We start from the raw sequence: 14,457 nt of genomic DNA, 5'->3' as shown, positions 1-14,457 counted from the left end.
AGGAGTGTCAGATATGAAATATGCAGAAGAAGGTTTACAGTATCATATTGGAGTAAGGACAGGGGAAGTCGGCAAATATGTGATCATGCCGGGGGATCCCAAGAGATGTGAAAAGATTGCAAATCATTTTGACAATGCCATATTAGTTGCTGACAACAGAGAATTTATTACTTATACAGGATACCTGGATGGCGTGAAGGTGAGCGTTACTTCCACGGGAATCGGCGGGCCTTCAGCGGCAATCGCCATGGAAGAGCTGGTGAAGGCCGGAGCTGACACCTTTATACGTGTTGGAACCTGCGGCGGCATGGATCTGGATGTGCAGAGCGGTGACGTGGTTATAGCCACAGGAGCCATCAGGATGGAGGGAACCAGTAAGGAATATGCGCCCATTGAATTCCCGGCGGTAGCTGATCTGAGTGTCGCCAATGCCCTTGCAGCGTCAGCCGGAAAGTTAGGCTACCGCTGTCATACAGGCGTAGTAGAGTGCAAAGACTCTTTCTATGGACAGCACGAACCGGAAAAGATGCCGGTCAGCTATGAGCTGCTCAACAAGTGGAATGCCTGGCTGCGCCTGGGATGCAAGGCTTCTGAAATGGAGTCTGCAGCGCTGTTTGTCGTCGGCAGCTATCTGAAGGTGCGCGTTGGTTCTGTATTCCTTGTGGTGGCAAATCAGGAAAGAGAGAAGCAGGGGCTTGCCAACGAGGTGGTTCATGATACAGAGAAGGCCATTACCACAGCCGTAGAGGCTCTGCGCATGCTGATTAAAGAGGATGCGTAACACGGAGATTCTTTTCTTGACATTTCCTTTAATTCTATGTTATAGTTATTGCCAATATAAGGGAGTAGTCAGCGCTTTATAGCGTGATGAGGCCAACATACTGGAATCGGGATTCCTGGCTTTGTATTAAATGACGAGACTTATCTGTTAAAATACAGATAAGCCTCGTTTTTTGTGCATAGCAATAGTATGATCACATTCTAAGGAGGAAAGAAAAATGAGTTTATGGGAGTTGTTTATTATCGCGGTAGGATTATCAATGGATGCATTTGCAGTATCCATCTGTAAGGGGCTGTCTGTACAGAAAGTCTGTCCCAGGCATTGTCTGACGGCAGGAATATATTTCGGAGGCTTCCAGGCAATTATGCCGCTGCTGGGCTATCTTCTGGGTACACAGTTCCAGGCGCTGATCACAAGTGTAGACCACTGGATCGCGTTCATACTTCTGGGGCTGATCGGAGTCAATATGATCAGGGAGTCACGCAGTGAGGAAGAAAAACTGGACGGCTGCTTCAGCTGCAAGGCGATGCTGCCTTTGGCTGTAGCCACAAGCATTGATGCTCTGGCAGTGGGAGTAACTTTTGCTTTTCTGCAGGTTGATATTGTGTCGGCCGTGATTTTTATAGGCGTAGTGACCTTTATATTCTCCGCAGTGGGTATCAAGGTTGGAAATGTATTTGGGGAAAAATATAAGTCCAGGGCTGAGCTGTTTGGAGGGCTTGTGCTGGTGGCAATGGGCATAAAGATATTGATTCAGCACTTGATGGGATAATTTTAGATTGCACGTTTTTCTTTTCAGAAATGGGGAAACATGTTAGAATAAAGGCATTCAAGAAAATTAACAGGGAATCTGCCGCCTCTGGGGGCAGAGAAATGAAGGAGTGTATATATGCGGGTTGGTATGGGATATGATGTGCACAAATTGGTGGAGGGCCGCAGGCTCATTTTAGGAGGGGTGGATATCCCCTATGAGAAGGGGCTTCTGGGACATTCTGATGCAGATGTGATACTGCATGCTGTCATGGATGCTCTTCTGGGAGCGGCGGCGCTGGGAGATATCGGAAAACATTTCCCGGATACAGATGAGAAATACAGAGGTATTTCCAGCATCGCGCTTTTGGAGCATGTGAGAGGGCTGCTGGAGGAAAACAACTATCTGATCGAAAATATAGACGGTACGATCATCGCCCAGCGGCCAAAGCTGAGGCCGTATATTGAACAGATGGAAGAAAATATAGCCAGTGCGCTTAAAATAGAAAAAAACAGGGTCAATATAAAGGCCACTACAGAGGAAGGGCTTGGTTTTACAGGCACTGGTGAGGGTATCTCGGCCCAGGCCATATGCTGCCTGCTTCCGATCATGGACCTGGTGGCTGACGACAGGGCGTCTTTTGGAGGGTGCCCCGGCTGCGGCGGCTGCCGCGGAAAAATAGAGAAGTAAATAAAAGAAAATAAAAGAAGATAATTATATGGCAAATGTGCGTCAGGAGAACATGTATGCTGAGACTGAAGAAGCTGGAAAAAGATGAGAACCGGAGGACGAGGCCGCTTTATGAGGAAATATTTACTGAGGACAGCAAGGACTTTGTAGATTATTATTATCACTGTAAGGCATCTGAAAATGAAATATATGTGATAGAAGAGTATGACAGCGCCCGGGAGGATCAGGATGAGGGGGAGATCGTGTCAATGCTTCACCTGAATCCATACAGGCTCTCAGTCTGCGGTTCAGAGATGGACTACCATTATATAGTGGCAGTGGCAACAAAAGAGAGATGCCGCCATCAGGGAATGATGAAGAAGCTTATCCTGACATCCCTGGGAGAAATGTATGAGAGAAAAGAACCCTTTACATTTCTGATGCCAGCTGCAGAAGCCATATATACTCCATTTGGATTCAGATATATGAATTGCAGGAAAACTGCGGTTGTGAAAAGAGACAGGATCACAGAGCACTCTTCCGTGGACGGCAGTCAGGATCTGACAGCGGCAGAAGAGAGCGGGAGGTTTTGGTGCACCGTGGCCGGACCAGGGGATCTCGAGGCTTTGTCATCGTTTTCAGGACAGTATCTGGAAAATAATTATGATATATATGCTGTGCGGAGCACACAGTATTGTGAGCGGCTGTTAAAGGAGCAGGTGAGTGAGAACGGCAGGATAGTTCTTATGAAGGATGGCAGCGGCCTGGCAGGTTATTTTCTCGCTCCTGATAAGGCTGTTCACCCGGAGGACGGGCTTGTGGAAATAAGGGAGCCTGCTGCCAGGAAAGAACTGCTGGGCCTGCTTTTGGAGGCTGCTGCCGGATGGCTGGATTCCTGTGAAAAGATAAGGCTTCTGGATTTCGGGGATGATCTGGAATGTGTACTGGCAGAAGAATACAGCGCTGATATAGAAGATGTGCCGCTCATGATGGGCAGGATCGTCCATCTGGAGACTCTGATGGAATCCCTTAGGACAAAGAAGCAGGTTTCCTTCTATGTGATTGTGGAGGATGAGCTTTTGGTCCAGAACTCCGGGGCATATTACTGTACCCTGGGAAGCACAGGGAGCAGCTGCAGGAGAGTCACCCACAGGGAGGCCAGGGAGAAGGGGGCACCCGTCGTCTCAGCGGCCAGGCTTGGAGAAGAGATATTTAAATCTAAAAAAATTTTTCTGGATGAGACAGTGTGACGTGATCCCTATTGACAAACAGAAAAATATTGCATAGACTAGTTCCATATCTGTTACTGGCCGCGGAGTGTGTTACTGGTCGGAGTGAACAGTAATGTATTTCTTGCCGGGCGGCAGGAGGAAGAGAGGAAAAAAGAGATGAAAATATATAATACATTGACAAAACAGAAGGAAGAATTTATTCCATTGGAGCCCGGACATGTCAGCATGTATGTCTGCGGACCTACAGTTTATAATTTTATCCATATAGGAAATGCACGGCCCATGATCGTATTTGATACAGTAAGACGATATATGGAGCATAAAGGATATGATGTAAATTATGTATCCAACTTTACAGATGTGGATGATAAGATTATTGCCAAAGCCATTGAAGAAGGTGTGACGTCTGAGGAAGTGGCACAGCGTTATATTGCGGAGTGCAAGAAGGATATGGCAGACATGAATGTGAAGCCGGCTACCACGCATCCTCTGGCTACCCAGGAGATCGGCGGTATGATAGAGATGATCTCTGATCTGATAGAGAAGGGGTATGCATACAACGTAAACGGCACAGTGTATTTCAGGACAAGAAAGTTTGAAGAATATGGAAAGCTCTCTCACAAGAACCTGGAGGATCTGAGGTCGGGGAACCGCTCTCTGCTCGTATCAGGAGAAGACCAGAAGGAGGATCCGCTGGATTTTGTTCTCTGGAAACCAAAAAAAGAGGGAGAACCGGCATGGGATTCACCATGGAGCGCAGGGCGGCCGGGTTGGCATATTGAGTGCTCAGTAATGTCAAAGAAATACCTGGGAGAAGAGATAGATATACATGCAGGCGGCGAGGATCTCGTATTCCCCCATCATGAAAATGAGATCGCACAGAGCGAGGCATGCAATGGCAGACATTTTGCGCGCTACTGGATGCACAATGCATTCTTGAATATTGATAATAAAAAGATGTCAAAATCTCTGGGCAATTTCTTTACTGTCCGTGAGATCGGTGAGAAATATGACCTCCAGGTATTGCGTTTCTTTATGCTCAGCGCCCACTACAGAAGCCCGCTTAATTTCAGCGCGGAACTTATGGAGTCATCCAAGAATGCACTTGAGCGTATCGTGACAGCAGTGGAGAATCTGAAGTTTTTAAAGGAGGCTGCCAAAACTGAGGAATTAAAGCCGGAGGAAGCAGCAGGACTTACAGAGCTGGATGCCTTTGAGAAAAAATTCGATGAGGCAATGGATGACGATTTTAATACAGCAGATGCTATCTCAGCTATTTTTGAGCTGGTGAGGTTTGCAAATACCACGGTGGGTGGGGAGAATTCAAAAGCTTATATCCAGGCTGTGCTGGATAGGGTTACAGCCCTGAGCGATATCCTGGGACTCATTGTGGAGAAGAAAGAGGAGATGCTGGATCAGGATATTGAAAAGCTGATTGAGGACCGCCAGACTGCCAGAAAAGCAAAGGATTTTGCGAAGGCGGATGAGATCAGGAACCTGCTGCTGGAGAAGGGGATCATCCTGGAGGATACAAGAGAAGGTGTGAAATGGAAAAGGGCATAGAATCCCTGGCGGCCTATCTGAAGGAAGAATTTCAGATGGGGGAGGTGGATATCAGGACATATTCACCTTTGACGCTGGCCTACATAGGAGATGCTGTCTATGATCTGATCATACGGACTTTAGTTGTGGAGCGGGGAAACTGCCCGCCCCACAAGCTGCATAAAAGGACAAGCCAGATCGTGAAGGCGCCTGCCCAGGCGGAAATGATTGAGAGGATACTGCCGCTGCTTGGCGGGGAGGAAGAACAGATATATAAAAGAGGCCGCAATGCAAAATCGTTTTCTACGGCCAAAAACGCGTCTGTGCTGGAATACAGAAAGGCTACGGGCCTGGAAGCCCTGATGGGCTTTCTGTACCTCAGGGGTGATATGGGGCGTATCGTAGAGCTGGTAAAGGCCGGGCTGGATAAAGGAGAAGAAGGATGAGATACGAAGAACTGACTATAGAGGGGCGCAATGCTGTCATGGAAGCTTACCGTTCAGGAAAGACCATAGACAAGCTTTTTGTGCTGGACGGATGCCAGGACGGCCCGGTGCGCTCTATTATAAGAGAAGCTAAGAAACAGGATACCCTGCTCAGCTATGTGGCAAAGGAAAGACTTGACCAGATGTCTGAGACAGGAAAGCATCAGGGCGTCATAGCCTATGCCGCTGCATATGAATATGCTGAGGTAGAGGATATGCTGAAGCTGGCTGAGGAAAAAGGAGAACCGCCGTTTCTGTTTTTGCTGGATAATATTGAAGATCCCCATAATCTGGGGGCCATCATCAGGACTGCGAATCTGGCAGGTGCCCACGGAGTCATTATACCGAAGCGCCGGGCAGTGGGACTGACGGCCACTGTGGCAAGGACGTCGGCAGGGGCATTGAATTATACGCCTGTGGCAAAGGTGACAAATCTCTCGGCAGTTATTGAAGAACTGAAGGAGAAAGGGCTCTGGTTCGTCTGCGCAGATATGGGCGGCGAGGTGATGTACAGCCTGAATCTGAAAGGCCCCATAGGGCTTGTGATCGGCAGTGAAGGAGAAGGGGTCAGCCGGCTGGTTAAGGAGAGATGTGATTTTGTGGCATCCATTCCAATGAAGGGAGATATTGATTCATTGAATGCTTCTGTAGCAGCAGGCGTGCTGGCATATGAGATCGTGCGCCAGAGGATGTCGTAGATGGGCAGATATGATGATTGTGCCGATGAGGAACTGCTTGTGCAGGCCAAAGAAGGTAATGCGGAGATTATCGATCATATCATGGAGAAATACAAGCACCTGGTCAGGAAAAAGGCCAGGGCTTTGTATCTCATGGGCGGAGATAATGACGACCTGATCCAGGAGGGAATGATAGGCCTTTTTAAAGCCATCCGGGATTTTGACCAGGCAAAGGAGGCTTCCTTCAGGAGTTTTGCGGATATGTGCATCTCACGGCAGCTTTACAGCGCCATACAGGCATCTAACAGACAGAAGCACGTTCCTCTTAATACATATATATCCCTGTACTCGGGGACAGTCAGCCAGGATGAGCGTGAGATACCCCTTCAGGAGGTTCTGGCCTCTTCGGGCCTGGATAATCCGGAGGAACTTGTGATCGGTCAGGAGAATGCCCGGATGATGGAGGAAGAGCTGAAGAAAAGCCTCAGCCTCTACGAGAGGGAGGTGCTGAGCCTCTATCTGGAGGGAAAGGACTATGCAGAGATAGGAAGTATAATGGGAAAGACACAAAAATCCATTGATAATGCCCTGCAGAGGATCAGGAAGAAGGTGTTGACGGGAATTGAACCGTGACCTTCTCATTACCCAAAAAGTTCACATGCGTTACATGATTGTATTATTACCTTTGCTATGGTATTATTTATTTATGGAGCAATCGTGTACAACAAGGTGGTCAGCCTCCCATACTTTACAAAAGAGGGGAGGTGGTGCGGATGAATACATATGAAGTTCTCAGCCTTTTGTTTTTGGGCGGTACTTTTCTCATTGCACTGCTTGCCTATATAGATAGGAATAACAAGCAAAAATAAATAAGCCTACCTTTGTACTTGGCAGTCGAGGTAGGCTTATGTCCACTTAGAGGCTAACCACTTTGTGGGCGGTTGCTCCTGTTTCTATCTTTATTATAGCATAAATTCTTTGAATGTAAAGGAAGATATTTAAGGCCTCTCGAAGATGTCTTCCTCGAAAGGCCCTAATTCCCAATGATATCAAAGCTGTTGACGGGAATCGAACCCGTGACCTCCTCACTACCAATGAGGTGCGCTACCGACTGTGCCACAACAGCTTATAGCAAATGAACTGCTACGATTAGAAATTTTATCATATCAGTGTTTGAATGTCAATGGATTTTCAAAAAATTCTTCAAGGACCAAAGGAGGCAGAATATGACTTCCGTACTGCTGCGGGCTTTTTCTTTTACTCTTGTCATTGTTATCGGTATTGTCATGCGGTCTTCAGGGCTTGTAAGCAGCAATGCCGGGGATGCTGTCAAGAAATTTTTAATATATATCACCCTGCCGGCTGCGATCATTACAAACTTTTCCGCTATCACTGACATAGGTGCGGAGATGGTGCTGATAGCACTGCTTGGCATAATTGCCAATGTGATCATGATCGCTGCAGGCGCTCTTATTACAAGACACAGGACACGAGGTGAGCAGGCGCTCAATATGCTCTGTCTTCCGGCCTTTAATATCGGCGCGTTCTGCCTCCCCTTTGTGCAGAGCTTTCTTCCGGCGCTTGGCAGTGTCACCGCCTGCATGTTTGATGTGGGAAACAGCATCATGTGTACAGGGGGAACATATGCATTTGTTGCCGAATATACCTCAGAAAACAGGAGGGGGCTGAATCTGAAGTCATTCGCGAAACGTCTTATATCCAGCCCTCCGCTTGTTACATATGTCGTTATGTTTACACTGTCAGTTATGGGCCTGCAGCTGCCGGATGCCGTCCTGACCCTGGTAAACCCTATGGCCAGCGCCAATACATTCATAGCCATGCTGATGCTGGGGCTGCTGTTCCACCTGGAGCTGAAGAAAGAATACATAAAGGAGATCATACGCCTGCTGGGGCTTCGCCATATTTTTGCCGCCGTATGTGCGCTTATCTTTTACTTTTTTCTGCCTTTTGATCTGGTGATCCGGCAGACACTGGCCCTTTTATGTTTTGCGCCTATGAGCGCTGTCTCCCCGGCCTACATAGGCATGTGCGGAGGAGATGAGGGGCTGGCCAGCTGTGCAAACAGCATATCTATACTTTTCAGTCTGGTGATTATTACAATATTGCTTGGAATTATGGGATTGAATTAAAAATAACAAATTAACCGTGTATAAGGAGGAAAATAAAATGCATGCAGATATAACAAGAGAACAGGCCATGGACCTGCTGAAGAAGTATAATCAGGATGAATTCCACATGGTACACGCCCTGACAGTTGAAGGTGTGATGCGCTGGTACGCCAGGGAGCTGGGATATGGTGAGGACGAGGAATTCTGGGGACTGGTGGGACTTCTCCACGATGTGGATTTTGAAAAATATCCGGATGAGCACTGTATAAAGGCCCCGGAGCTGTTAAAAGAAATCGGTTCAAGTGATGAACTGATCCATGCTGTTTGCAGCCATGGCTATGGAATCACTGTAGACGTGAAACCGGAGCATGAGATGGAAAAGATCCTTTTTGCAGCGGATGAACTGACAGGGCTGATCGGAGCTGCGGCCAAGATGCGCCCATCCAAAAGTGTCATGGATATGGAAGTTTCCAGCCTCAAGAAAAAATTCAAGGATAAACGTTTTGCAGCAGGCTGTTCCAGGGATATTATACGGCAGGGGGCTGACCAGCTTGGATGGGAGCTTGATAAACTTTTTGAAATGACGATCCGGGCCATGCGTTCTTGTGAAGATGAGATAAATAAGATTTAACGGTTATTTGCAGCAAGATATAAAAGATATAAAATTCGCCTTGACTCTCACGCAACGTCAGGGATTACCATGTCCTCTAAGGAGGTGAAAGATGAAGACAGTAAAGGAAGTGTCGGAAATCACCGGAGTTAGTATAAGGACACTGCGGTACTATGACGAAATAGGACTGCTGAAACCGACACAGCTGACAGATGCAGGCTACCGCCTGTATGACAATGAGGCTATAGGGAGGCTGCAGCAGATCATGTTCTACAGAGAACTGGAAATTCCATTGGTGGACATTAAAGATATAATGGAAAACCCGGCTTATGACAGAACATGTGCCCTGGCAGCCCAGAGATCCCTTCTGGAAAGAAAGAGAAACCACCTGGACGGGATCATCGAGCTGATCACAGACGTGATGGAAGGAGCGAATACTATGAGTTTTGAAGCATTTAAAGAGGAAGAGATCGACATGATACTGGACCATATCCAGGAGAATATGCCCCGGGAGGAATTTGAGAGATTAGTAGAGAGATACGGGGACGGCAGCATTGAAAAATGGAGGGAGACATTTTCCGGGAATCTGAAGGATGAGAAGACGGGTGCGGAACTGATGAGACTGTATGGCAGTAAAGAGAAGGCGCTGGAATCAGCCACAGCACAGCCGTCAGATATGAGCAGGTACCAGAGGGAAAATGATGAAATTTGCAGAGAGCTTTACATGATAAAGGACTCAGGCGGTTCAGAGAAGGAGAAACAGCTGATAAGCAGGCTGGCGGAATGTTATAAGAAAATGTTCCGGCTGGATAACGCTAGGGCGCTGCTGACGGAAATGGCGGATGGTTACCTGAAGGATGAAAAACTCAGAGCGGCAAATGACAGTGTCTATGGAGAGGGCAGCTCTGAGTATATGGCGGGAGCTATACTGCGGTATTATGGGATATAAGATTAAAAAAATTTAACGTAAACAGTAAGGGAAATCCATATGCGAATGAGAAATAATTTACAAGATACCTTTTACAGCCAGATAAGAAGGCTTGTGATCCCAATTGTAATCCAGAACCTGCTGAGCGCCGCCGTCAATTCCGCCGATGTAGTCATGCTCAATTATGTGGGCCAGTCTTCCATATCGGCTGTATCTCTGGCATCCCAGTATGCCAGCGTCCTTTTTATGGTGTACTACGGCTTGGGGACAGGAGCCACTATGCTGTGCGCACAGTATTTCGGAAAGGGTGATATGAAAGCCATAAAGGCTGTGGAAGGCATCGCATTGCGGTTTTCTCTTGCTATATCCTCTGCGTTTGCCCTTGCAGCGCTTGCCATACCGGATCTGATGATGACTCTGTTTACGAGTGACCCGGAACTGATCAGGCTGGGATCTTCTTATCTTCGGATACTGAGCGTCAGCTACCTGTGCTGGGGGATCATAGAAATATATCTGGCTATTCTCCGCAGTATTGGAAGGGTGGTAATAAGCACTTCCCTGAATGCCCTTGCATTTACCTTAAATATTTTTTTGAATGCAGTATTTATTTTCGGGCTTTTCGGCGCTCCAAAGCTTGGAGTCACAGGTGTCGCTGTAGCTACCTCCACGTCCCGGGTGATTGAGCTGATTGCCTGTTTTATAGTCTCTGCTCTGAGCAGAGATATAAAATTGAAATTTTCTTATATGTTTATAAAAAACAAGCTGCTCTTCTCAGATTTTGTGAAACTGTCCCTGCCTGCCCTTGGCAATGATGTGGCGTGGGGAGTTGCTTTCTCCATGTATTCCGTGATCATCGGGCATATGGGCAGCGATGCGGTGGCGGCTAACTCTTTTGTTATAGTGGTAAGGAATTTTGGGACGATCCTGTGCTTTGGGATCGCCAGCGCCGGAGGTATACTGCTGGGCAGGGAGATTGGTGAGAACCGTCTGGAGGATGCCAAAAATGATGCCAGAAAGCTTATGAAGCTGACAGTGGCCAGCGGTGCATTAGGCGGGCTTATCATACTGGGCGCAACACCTTTTGTACTGCGGTATGCTTCACTCTCCGAGACGGCCATGCATTATCTGAAATACATGCTTCTCATCAATACTTACTATGTTATGGGGGCGGCAGTGAATACAACGCTGATAGCAGGAGTTTTCAGATCGGGAGGTGACAGCCGTTTTGGATTTATCTGCGATACCATCGACATGTGGCTGTATGCGGTTCCGCTGGGATTCTTTGCAGCTTTTGTGTTAAAGCTTCCGGTCATGTGGGTATATTTCCTGCTGTGTACGGATGAATTTGTCAAATGGCCGTGGGTGCTGAAGCACTATAAGAGCAACAAGTGGCTGCATAATATAACCAGGGATAATCTGTTTTAAAGCTAAATTTATTAAAAATATAGTTGACAAAAGCAGGGGTATCTCATATACTACTATAAATCTCTTTGCACTGCATTACATTCCTTATGGAATGTGCGATCAACAGTACAAACTGAGCAGGCGATGCCCGGGAGGGCGTGGGGCCGGGCCGCCAGATGGCGGCAGCAGATGGACGATAGACACATCTGTGGGACAGTGGTTGTTCTGCAGGTGTGTATTTTTATACCCTAAATTGAACAACTGGCTCTTGAGAATGGAGTGCCATAAGAGAAATCTAACAAGTCAAATGACGAAATGGAGGATTCTTTTATGACAAACGAAACTGGGAGTATGGCGGGACTGACCGCCGATGAAGCCGTCAGACTTCAGGAACAATATGGCAAAAATGTCCTGACGCAGGAAAAGAAAGAGGGTTTTCTGAAAAAGACAGTTCACATTATTTGTGAACCTATGTTTCTGCTGCTTTTGGTAGCTGCGGCTATCTACTTTGTGCTGGGTGAACCCCGAGACGGAATCATCATGCTGGTGTTCGTGGTGGGGATCATCAGCATTGATGTGATCCAGGAATGGAAAACTGACAAAACGCTGAGTGCCTTAAAAGACCTGTCAGCGCCTCACATTACTGTTATCCGGGATGGAACAGAACAAGTTATTGCCAGCGCTGATCTTGTTCCGGGGGATCTGATGATGATCTGCGAAGGCGTGAAGATTCCCGCTGACGGTGCTGTGGTCAGGTGTGCTGATTTATGTGTGGATGAATCTTCTCTTACCGGGGAGGCAGACGGTGTCTGGAAGGTGACGGCAGAGAAGGCAGAACCTGAGGGTGACTACTGGCGCAGGGACTATTGTTATGCAGGTACGCTGGTAATCCAGGGCACTGGCGTTGTACGGGTAGAGAAAACCGGCCAGAATACAGAATACGGCAAGATAGGTAAAAACGTGGCTGCCGCACCTGCGGAGGATACGCCGCTCCAAAAGCAGACAGGGAAACTTGTAAAGACATGTGCTGTTATTGCAGGTGTGCTGTTTATTCTGGTAGGGATTTTTACATGGCTGAATATACCGGATCACAGCCTTCGGGAGCGGTTGATTGAAAGCATCCTGTCCGGCGTAACACTGGCTATGGCCATGATACCGGAGGAATTTCCTGTCATCCTCACGGTATTCCTTTCCATGGGAGCATGGCGTCTGGCAAAAAAACATTCATTAGTTCGTAAACTTCCAAGTGTGGAGACTCTTGGCGCTGTCAGCGTGCTTTGCGTGGATAAAACAGGAACTATCACCATGAACCAGATGTCCGTGCAGGAGTTGTGGATAGCCAGCGGTGATGAGCTGTCAATGATAGAAACGATGGGACTTGGCTGTGAGACAGATACATATGATCCCATGGAAAAAGCCATGCTTTCCTGCTGTGAAGCCCATGGCATCACCAGGGGGCATCTCTTTGAAGAAAGTGGATTTCTGACAGAGTATGCATTTACCAACGAACTAAAAATGATGGGTCATGTGTGGAGACATGATGATGAGATCCTGATTGCTGCCAAAGGCAGTCCTGAACGCATATTTACGGTCTGCGGTATGACAGAAGAGCAGCGCACAGAGGCGGAACGCAAAAACCTGGAGCTTTCAGCTCAGGGGCTGAGGGTGATCGCCATTGCAGCAGCCAGGCCTGCAAGTGAGGGAGACATTCCGGCATCTCTTACAGAATGCCGTCTGACCCTGCTGGGGCTTGTGGGTCTTGCCGATCCGCCGAGGGAGGGTGTGAAAGAAGATATTGCGGTCTGCAGCCGGGCGGGAATCCGTGTAGTCATGATAACAGGAGACAATGGGATCACCGCATCTGCGGTAGCAAAAAAGGTTGGCCTGTCCCACAGTGATGAAATCATCACAGGTGATATGCTGAATGATATGAGTGATGAAGAACTGCGGGAGGCGGTCAGGAAAGTTTCCATTTTCTCCCGCGTGATACCGGAACATAAAATGCGGATTGTGAAGGCTTTCCAAATGAACGGGGAAGTTGTGGCCATGACAGGTGACGGGGTAAATGATGCTCCGGCTCTAAAATATGCCGATATCGGAATTGCCATGGGCAAGCGGGGGAGCGAGGTTTCCCGCGAAGCCGCCGACCTGATTTTGATGGATGATAATTTCACTACCATAGTGGAGACTGTTAAAGATGGACGGCGCATTTATGATAATATACGCAAAGCTGTAGGGTATGTCTTTACGATCCATATTCCCATAGCGTTTGCATCCCTGCTGGCTCCCTTCCTGGGTATCTCTCCCGCAGCTCTGCTGCTCCTGCCGCTCCATGTGGTGCTCCTGGAGGTCCTCATTGATCCTACCTGTTCTATTGTTCTGGAGCGGCAGCCGGCTGAGAATGATATTATGGAGCGCCGTCCCCGCAATGCGGATGAAAAGCTGCTGACAGCCGGCCTTTTGGGGAAAAGTGTCTTGCAGGGACTTACTGTGTTTGCTGCTTCTTTCGGAGCGTATTTTACAGTGCTGGCAGGCAATGCAGACAATGCGCCCACAGCGCGCTCCATCGGACTCGCTGTCATTATGCTGGCAAACTTGTTTCTTGTGCAGGTCAACAGCTCCGATCATGAGTTTGCTTTTCAGTCAGCGCAAAAATTAATGAAAGACCGTGTGATGTGGGCAGTGAACCTGGGAACGCTGGCATTGCTGTATCTTATCTTGTATACACCAGTATCAGGAGTGTTAAAACTGGCTGCGCTGCCTGTTCCCTTCCTGTTAGCCGCTCTTGGGCTGGGAGCTGGTTCTGTGCTGTGGTATGATCTGGTAAAACTGGCAAAGAAGTTAAAACGTAAGAAAAATACAGTATAGTTCACCCACGTAAAAGAAAAGTAAACCATTAAAAACCCTTGTATTTACCGTATTATTAAACCGATGGGGCACCATATCATGATTAAGCTTAACCAAATTTCCCTTTATATCCTGGAGCCGACTGACGACAAAGGCGGGAAGTTCGCTGGTTCGATTGCTGGAATATGTCTTTGGACTCGTTTTTTTGAGATATCATTAATCCATGCCTGAACAGTAGACTGGGTAAGCGTAGCCATTACAGTGTTGACATTTATGTATATTTTGCTATAATATATTTAACAAGACAGCCGACAGGTAGGTGCACACTACCCATCCCGGCGAGGTTAGTTAGCTAAAAGAAATAGCCGTTCCTAAACTTTGACGAGAGCAGGACGGCTATTT

At 47.7% G+C, this 14,457-nt stretch carries 14 protein-coding genes, 1 tRNA gene and 1 riboswitch; of the genes, 14 read left to right on the top strand and 1 reads right to left on the bottom strand.

The annotated features are described in order from the left end of the window. Positions 1–13 precede the first annotated feature (13 nt). The 9 genes from udp to NSB28_RS14130 all read left to right on the top strand — a co-directional run bounded on the left by udp (position 14) and on the right by NSB28_RS14130 (position 7,006). Entirely contained in the window at positions 14–781 is a 768-nt protein-coding gene (gene udp, locus NSB28_RS14170) for a uridine phosphorylase (protein WP_109747351.1), read from the top strand. Positions 782–998: 217 nt separating this feature from the next. Further along, positions 999–1,553 carry a manganese efflux pump MntP gene (locus NSB28_RS14165; RefSeq protein ID WP_109747352.1) on the top strand — a complete coding sequence of 185 codons (555 nt, stop codon included), beginning with the start codon at positions 999–1,001 and terminating at the stop codon, positions 1,551–1,553. A 117-nt stretch (positions 1,554–1,670) separates the two neighbouring features. Beyond that, positions 1,671–2,222 carry a 2-C-methyl-D-erythritol 2,4-cyclodiphosphate synthase gene (gene ispF / locus NSB28_RS14160; RefSeq protein WP_109747353.1) on the top strand — a complete coding sequence of 184 codons (552 nt, stop codon included), beginning with the start codon at positions 1,671–1,673 and terminating at the stop codon, positions 2,220–2,222. A gap of 56 nt (positions 2,223–2,278) precedes the next feature. Further along, the gene (locus NSB28_RS14155; RefSeq protein WP_257497825.1) at positions 2,279–3,451 is read left to right on the top strand and encodes a GNAT family N-acetyltransferase; all 1,173 of its coding nucleotides are present in this window, start codon (positions 2,279–2,281) and stop codon (positions 3,449–3,451) included. Between the two features lie 138 nt (positions 3,452–3,589). After that, a complete protein-coding gene (gene cysS, locus NSB28_RS14150) occupies positions 3,590–4,996 on the top strand; it encodes a cysteine--tRNA ligase (protein ID WP_109747468.1) in 1,407 nt (468 codons plus the stop codon). After that, a complete protein-coding gene (locus NSB28_RS14145; protein ID WP_109747355.1) occupies positions 4,981–5,421 on the top strand; it encodes a Mini-ribonuclease 3 in 441 nt (146 codons plus the stop codon). The genes cysS and NSB28_RS14145 overlap by 16 nt, the downstream gene beginning before the upstream one ends. Further along, positions 5,418–6,158, top strand: a complete 741-nt coding sequence (rlmB, locus tag NSB28_RS14140) for a 23S rRNA (guanosine(2251)-2'-O)-methyltransferase RlmB (RefSeq protein ID WP_109747356.1) — start codon at positions 5,418–5,420, stop codon at positions 6,156–6,158. Before NSB28_RS14145 ends, rlmB begins: the two co-directional genes overlap by 4 nt. Beyond that, a complete protein-coding gene (locus tag NSB28_RS14135; protein ID WP_109747357.1) occupies positions 6,159–6,770 on the top strand; it encodes an RNA polymerase factor sigma-70 in 612 nt (203 codons plus the stop codon). It abuts the gene before it with no gap. Positions 6,771–6,910: 140 nt separating this feature from the next. After that, a complete protein-coding gene (locus NSB28_RS14130; protein WP_243134939.1) occupies positions 6,911–7,006 on the top strand; it encodes a putative holin-like toxin in 96 nt (31 codons plus the stop codon). 184 nt (positions 7,007–7,190) lie between these two features. Here the strand turns inward: NSB28_RS14130 and NSB28_RS14125 are convergent. Then, positions 7,191–7,263: transfer RNA gene (locus NSB28_RS14125), tRNA-Thr, on the bottom strand. A 100-nt stretch (positions 7,264–7,363) separates the two neighbouring features. Between NSB28_RS14125 and NSB28_RS14120 the strand changes: the two genes are divergently transcribed. The 5 genes from NSB28_RS14120 (at position 7,364) to NSB28_RS14100 (ending at position 14,076) form a co-directional block, all read left to right on the top strand. Then, a complete protein-coding gene (locus tag NSB28_RS14120) occupies positions 7,364–8,287 on the top strand; it encodes an AEC family transporter (RefSeq protein ID WP_109747358.1) in 924 nt (307 codons plus the stop codon). A 37-nt stretch (positions 8,288–8,324) separates the two neighbouring features. Then, positions 8,325–8,897: an HD domain-containing protein gene (locus NSB28_RS14115; RefSeq protein WP_109747359.1), complete on the top strand. Its 573-nt coding sequence runs from the start codon at positions 8,325–8,327 to the stop codon at positions 8,895–8,897. A 91-nt stretch (positions 8,898–8,988) separates the two neighbouring features. Then, complete coding sequence (locus NSB28_RS14110) at positions 8,989–9,825, top strand: MerR family transcriptional regulator (protein ID WP_109747360.1); 837 nt, start codon at positions 8,989–8,991, stop codon at positions 9,823–9,825. Positions 9,826–9,870: 45 nt separating this feature from the next. Next, entirely contained in the window at positions 9,871–11,229 is a 1,359-nt protein-coding gene (locus tag NSB28_RS14105) for an MATE family efflux transporter (protein ID WP_109747361.1), read from the top strand. A gap of 102 nt (positions 11,230–11,331) precedes the next feature. Beyond that, positions 11,332–11,427, top strand: a riboswitch (NiCo riboswitch). A 111-nt stretch (positions 11,428–11,538) separates the two neighbouring features. After that, a complete protein-coding gene (locus NSB28_RS14100) occupies positions 11,539–14,076 on the top strand; it encodes a cation-translocating P-type ATPase (RefSeq protein ID WP_109747362.1) in 2,538 nt (845 codons plus the stop codon). Positions 14,077–14,457: the final 381 nt, after the last annotated feature.

The organism is Murimonas intestini, from assembly GCF_024622195.1.
GTDB lineage: Bacteria > Bacillota > Clostridia > Lachnospirales > Lachnospiraceae > Murimonas > Murimonas intestini.
The sequence above is the reverse complement of the archived record's forward strand: the minus strand, read 5'-3'. Positions and strand labels throughout refer to the sequence as shown.

Excerpts from the sequence above, each read along its gene's own strand:
- udp (WP_109747351.1), top strand. The coding sequence starts at position 14 with ATGAAATATGCAGAAGAAGGTTTACAGTATCATATTGGAGTAAGGACA.
- NSB28_RS14165 (WP_109747352.1), top strand. The coding sequence starts at position 999 with ATGAGTTTATGGGAGTTGTTTATTATCGCGGTAGGATTATCAATGGAT.
- ispF (WP_109747353.1), top strand. The coding sequence starts at position 1,671 with ATGCGGGTTGGTATGGGATATGATGTGCACAAATTGGTGGAGGGCCGC.
- NSB28_RS14155 (WP_257497825.1), top strand. The coding sequence starts at position 2,279 with ATGCTGAGACTGAAGAAGCTGGAAAAAGATGAGAACCGGAGGACGAGG.
- cysS (WP_109747468.1), top strand. The coding sequence starts at position 3,590 with ATGAAAATATATAATACATTGACAAAACAGAAGGAAGAATTTATTCCA.
- NSB28_RS14145 (WP_109747355.1), top strand. The coding sequence starts at position 4,981 with ATGGAAAAGGGCATAGAATCCCTGGCGGCCTATCTGAAGGAAGAATTT.
- rlmB (WP_109747356.1), top strand. The coding sequence starts at position 5,418 with ATGAGATACGAAGAACTGACTATAGAGGGGCGCAATGCTGTCATGGAA.
- NSB28_RS14135 (WP_109747357.1), top strand. The coding sequence starts at position 6,159 with ATGGGCAGATATGATGATTGTGCCGATGAGGAACTGCTTGTGCAGGCC.
- NSB28_RS14130 (WP_243134939.1), top strand. The coding sequence starts at position 6,911 with ATGAATACATATGAAGTTCTCAGCCTTTTGTTTTTGGGCGGTACTTTT.
- NSB28_RS14120 (WP_109747358.1), top strand. The coding sequence starts at position 7,364 with ATGACTTCCGTACTGCTGCGGGCTTTTTCTTTTACTCTTGTCATTGTT.
- NSB28_RS14115 (WP_109747359.1), top strand. The coding sequence starts at position 8,325 with ATGCATGCAGATATAACAAGAGAACAGGCCATGGACCTGCTGAAGAAG.
- NSB28_RS14110 (WP_109747360.1), top strand. The coding sequence starts at position 8,989 with ATGAAGACAGTAAAGGAAGTGTCGGAAATCACCGGAGTTAGTATAAGG.
- NSB28_RS14105 (WP_109747361.1), top strand. The coding sequence starts at position 9,871 with ATGAGAAATAATTTACAAGATACCTTTTACAGCCAGATAAGAAGGCTT.
- NSB28_RS14100 (WP_109747362.1), top strand. The coding sequence starts at position 11,539 with ATGACAAACGAAACTGGGAGTATGGCGGGACTGACCGCCGATGAAGCC.